At 74.6% G+C, this 4690-nt stretch carries 5 protein-coding genes; 2 read left to right on the top strand and 3 right to left on the bottom strand.

Annotated features, from left to right (window positions below; all coding sequences use genetic code 11):
• Positions 1-115 precede the first annotated feature (115 nt).
• Complete coding sequence (locus tag EF903_RS28925) at positions 116-1534, bottom strand: hypothetical protein (protein ID WP_260616071.1); 1419 nt, start codon at positions 1532-1534, stop codon at positions 116-118.
• 274 nt (positions 1535-1808) lie between these two features.
• On the opposite strand from EF903_RS28925, the gene EF903_RS28915 reads away from it, so the two are divergent.
• On the top strand, positions 1809-2483 hold the full coding sequence (locus EF903_RS28915; protein ID WP_125547963.1) for a hypothetical protein: 675 nt from the start codon (positions 1809-1811) through the stop codon (positions 2481-2483).
• 119 nt (positions 2484-2602) lie between these two features.
• On the opposite strand, the gene EF903_RS28910 is transcribed toward EF903_RS28915, so the two are convergent.
• A complete protein-coding gene (locus tag EF903_RS28910; protein ID WP_125547962.1) occupies positions 2603-3070 on the bottom strand; it encodes a hypothetical protein in 468 nt (155 codons plus the stop codon).
• A gap of 212 nt (positions 3071-3282) precedes the next feature.
• Between EF903_RS28910 and EF903_RS28905 the strand changes: the two genes are divergently transcribed.
• Complete coding sequence (locus tag EF903_RS28905) at positions 3283-4161, top strand: nuclease (RefSeq protein ID WP_312845976.1); 879 nt, start codon at positions 3283-3285, stop codon at positions 4159-4161.
• 44 nt (positions 4162-4205) lie between these two features.
• On the opposite strand, the gene EF903_RS28900 is transcribed toward EF903_RS28905, so the two are convergent.
• Positions 4206-4655 (bottom strand): hypothetical protein, encoded by a 450-nt coding sequence (locus EF903_RS28900; RefSeq protein ID WP_125547960.1) that lies wholly within the window; start codon positions 4653-4655, stop codon positions 4206-4208.
• Between the last annotated feature and the right edge of the window lie 35 nt (positions 4656-4690).

Genomic DNA, 4690 nt, shown 5'->3' with positions numbered 1-4690 from the left:
GCCGTCGGCTCGGCGGCTGACCGCCGGGTCCCGGGCACGGGCTTGCTGGCGCCAGACGCCCCCCGCCCCGGCGCGCGGCGCGCGCGGGCGGCGCCGCGGTCGTCGTCGGGAGGTGTCAGTAGAAGAGGACCGAGGAGCGCTGCCGACCGCGGGAGGGCCGGACGCGCCGCGCCGGCGGCTCGGTGCCGTCCCCGGCGGCAGCGCGCACGGGGCCGCGTACGGGACCGCGTACGGGGCCCGGCCCGGCCAGGCCGGCCCGGAACAGCCCGTACGTGATGCGCTGCCGGGCCGCCGACTCCAGCTCGTCCCGCAGCAGGCCGTCCCGGAGCACCGCCCCGGGCCCGAGGAGGGATTCGACGGCCGCCAGTGCCCCGGCGGTGTCGCCGTGCGCGAGGCGCTCGCGGATGCCGGGCAGTGACTCGGGCCGGCGGTGCGCCCGGTCGATGGCCCGCAGGCAGGGCAGCGGAGTGCCGTTCAGGGCGACCAGCAGCTCCTCGCGCCGGAGTTCGTCCGGGCCGTGGTCCAGCGCGGCCAGGACACCGTCGACCAGCCCGATCCGGTGCCGCGCCCCCCGGCAGTCCACGAAACGGGTCCCGTCGTCCGGTCCGGCGTCCGCCGCCGGGCCGGACGGCAGGTGGCCGGGCACGAGCGCGCCGGCGACGAGCGGGTGCAGCCGGTCGGGCCCGATCAGCCCGGCGCGCAGCAACTCCAGGTCGGGCGGCACCCAGGCCGCCGCGTCGGGCAGCACCGGCAGGCGGATTCCGCCCGCGGGCGGCGCCGCCGGCCGGCCGGTGGCCGCGTCGATGACCAGGCGGTGCCGGCTGCCCAGGCGCACCTCGACGGGCCCGTGGTCCAGGCCGTCGGCCCGGAGCAGGAGCCGGGCCTCACCGGGCCACAGGTCCGGGGCGCAGCGGTACGCCGGTGCGGCGGAGGCCGGCCCGCCCGGCGGCGGCGCGGGCGTGGTGCCGGGCGGCCGGTCGGCGCCCGAGCGGTGCCGCAGTTCGCCGGCCCTGCGCGCGTCCCACAGGTGGCGGTGCAGGTCGAGTCGGAACCGCCGGGCAGGCCGCGGATGCGGGTGGTCGCGGGCGGCGGGCGAGGCCTCGGCCCGGGACCGGTCCCAGAGACCGAGGGCGATCCGCTGGCCGGCGTCCGCCCAGGCCGGCGGCGTCCGCACCACGAGGTACAGCGAGCCCGCGCCGTCGGGCCCGGTCCCGTCGTAGCGGGCCAGGGCCACGGTCAGGCCGGGGCGCAGCAGCCCGTCGGGGGCGGTCCGCGGCATGTGCCAGCGCAGCAGGTCGGGTGCCAGGTTGCGGAGGTCGGCCCGGAGGCGGGCAGCGCAGTCGCGGCCGTACGCGCGGGCGACGGACGGCAGGTGCAGGTCGACGTCCACGCCGGCGGCGGCACAGGCCCCCGCCCAGTCGCCGACGCAGCGGCGGGCGGTCGCGGTGTGGATCACGGAGGGCGGCACGGCGTACCGGCGCACGCGCAGCCAGAGGGACAGACGGGAATCCTCGTCCGGGAGGTGAGTGGTCATCAGCACTCACCTTGCGCGGACGGTTCCCCCAATCGGTGCAGAGGAGAAGTCTTCATCGCGGCGAGCGTAGACCGCGCCGGACGGATCCGCCAGGAATTTCCCGCAAGGGGCGGCGACCGGCAGAGGTGGCCGAATTGCGCCGTAGCGCCAGCGGGCCTCAGGAGAATCTCACCTCACAACGGGCGGTGATCGAAAACACTGCCGGGCCGCGCTCCACCGTGCGTCCGGCACACGGCCGTTCACCGTTCCCCCCAGCAAGGCGAGAGGTACCCAGATGAAGACAACCCGCGTCAAGCGCCACACGGCCCGCGTGCTCTCCGTGGCGCTGTCGGCGTGCGCGGTCGGCGCTGCGACCGCGCTTCCGGCGGCCGCCGCGGACCAGCCCACCCGCGAGCTCCTCATGGCGGACTGCCGGTCGGGCGAAGGCAAGTGCACGTTCAACTCCCCGAAGCTGGGGGAGGCGTACCTCGGAGAGTTCCGCCAGGTCTCGAACTCGCTCTACAACTGCAGCACGTCCGATGCCACCCAGTCGATGACCTGGGACGACACGGTCGGCGCGACGGACTCGCTGGGCGTCTCCGTCACGGCGGGCGGCAACATCGCCGGGCTCGTCGACCTGAGTGTTACGGCGAGTTACAGCCACACTTGGTCGAGCAGCCACTCCGAGAGCAGCTCGCTCAACATGACGGTGAAGCCGGGCGAGGTGGGCTGGATATCCCGCGCCCAGGTGATGCAGAAGGTCACCGGCACGTGGCAGACCCACTACGACAGCCCCAAGTGGGGCCACTACTACTGGTTCTTCCAGGACACGATCACCGGCCCCGCCAAGAACGGCACGGACGGCAAGAGCAACGCCGTCGTGGTCAAGACCCGCAAGATGACCGCCGCGGAGAAGCGTTCCTGCAAGGGCGACTCCTCGAAGGGCAAGGCGGTCGTCCGCGCCCGCTAGCGGCGGACGCACCCCCGGCCACGCTCGCCGGTGACACGGCGGGTCCCCGGTCCCACCCCACGCGGGACCGGGGGCCTGCCCCCGCACCGTGCAGGCTGCCTTTCGGCCGAGCCCCGGAGCTACCGGGCTGTCCCGGCCGACTCCTGGCTCCAGCGCAGTTCCGCCACCGCCTCTGCCGCTTCCCCGCGGACCCCGGGGTGGGGGTGGTGGAGGAACCGCTCGACGATCGGCAGTGCCGCCTGGTCGTGAGTCGAGGCGAGGACGGCCAGGACGTACTCCAGGAGCAGGGGTTCGAAGACGTCCGCAGCGACGGCGAGCGGCTCCACCACCCGGTAGGGAAGTGCGTAGTGCACAGAGGCGGTGCAGACGGCGTGCAGCGCGGCCTCGCGCACCGGGTGGCCCTCGTCGGAAAGCGCGACCGTGACGAGGCGCTCGACGGCCCGCTCGGCGTCATCCTGCGTCAGCCGGCCCGTCTCCAGGACATCGTCGACGGCATCGAGGCAGAGGGCCCGGCGGCCCGCACCGGAGCCCTCCAGCTCCTCCCACGCCGATTCGATCAGTGCAGTCAGTCCCTGGTATTCGTCCACGGCCGGAGCCTAGGCGAGGGACACCGGCGGCTGCGCGCCCCCGGGCCGTGAAGACCTCTGTCGGGGTCCTCGGACGGCCGCGGCCCATGCGGGCGAGCGGGGCGCCAGTCGGGGGCACGGCGGGCGCGGCCCCGGCGCGGCGGAGCCACCCGTGTGTACCGTGCGTGAGCGACGACCGCGCACAGTGATGTGGATCGGAGCCCCTCATGTCCATGCTGCTGATCAGAGGCAGGTTCAAGGTCGAGGGAGGCCCGAAGCCGGACGGCGACACCCTCCCCTTCATCCCCGACGACGTCGCCGACTGGAAGCTCGTGCCCGGCGGGCAGATCGTTCCCGGCGCCGACGGGCGCGCGAGCATCCGCCTCGAAGGCGTCGACGCCCTGGAGACCCACTACGGCCAGGCGCCGGACCCCGTCGACCACCAGCCCCGCCCGCTGGCCCACGCGGCCGCGGACGAACTGCTGAAGACCCTCGGCTTCGGCACGGTCCTGCGCGACGACGACGAGACCCTCGCCACCGTCCCGGACAGCGTGCCCGGCTGGATCCTCACCCGGGGCGCCGACGTGTACGGCCGCTGCGTGGCGTTCGTCGGCCGCGGCACCCCTCCCGTCCACAGCGGCTACCGGACCGGTGTCGACGAGCGCCTGCTGGAGCGGACCGCCAACCACCGCCTCCTCGAACGGGGACTGGCCTACCCGACCTTCTACTCCGGGCTCCCGGTATACCTGCGCGAGCTGCTCACCGAGGCCTCGGACAAGGCGCGGGCGTCGGCCGCGGGCGTGTGGGCGGCCGACAAGACCCTCCAGGGCTTCCCCGTCACCGGCAAGAAGTCGATCACGCACGACTGCGACGGCGCGGTGATCCTGCCGAAGCTGTTCCGCCGCCTGAAGGACTACCTGGACTTCACCGGCGACCCGACGCCGTCGGCGGACTGCTTCCGCGCGTTCCTCGCCGGGGCGGCGGACGAGTACCGCCTCCTGCCCGACACCAGGCGGCTCTACCGGGGCCTGCACCACATCGTGGAGGTCACCTCCGACAACAGCGTGCGGATGACCCGTCTTTCCCGGGACATCGTCTTCACGGAGAAGTGACGGCAGCGGGTGCGGCCGGTCCCGCCGGCCGCACCCGCTGCCGGTCAGTGCCAGACCGTCTGCACGGAGTCGAACTGCACCCAGGTGATCGGGTTCCCCGAGTTGCCGCCGTAGATGGTCAGGGAACCGGCGGTGTTGACCTCGAAGCGGCAGGCGTTGATGCCCTGGCTGTTGTTGCGCGGCGCGGTGGCGCGGACCAGGCCGGTGGGCCGCAGCTCCGCCGGCAGCGTGGCGACCTTCTGGTCGGCGGTCAGGTTGCAGGCCACCGAGCCGCGCGCCTGCAGAAAGGCCGTACCGGCGATCGTGACCAGCCGGACCTGCGGCGCCGCGCCCGCCTGGGCGGTGACACCGGGTTCGAGGACGAGGTCCGTCCACGGCTGCGCCTCGATCCCGCCGGCGGCGACGGCGGGCGCGGCGGACAGCACCTCGGCGGCGGTCAGCGCGGCGGGCAGGGCGAGGGCGGCGCCGAGGATGCGGCGGCGGTTGTGGGACATGGCTGGGCGGTCTCCTTGGCCGTACGGGGGAGGGG

This window comes from Streptomyces sp. WAC05292 (genome assembly GCF_003949955.1).
Taxonomy (GTDB): domain Bacteria; phylum Actinomycetota; class Actinomycetes; order Streptomycetales; family Streptomycetaceae; genus Streptomyces; species Streptomyces globosus.
The sequence above is the reverse complement of the archived record's forward strand: the minus strand, read 5'-3'. Positions and strand labels throughout refer to the sequence as shown.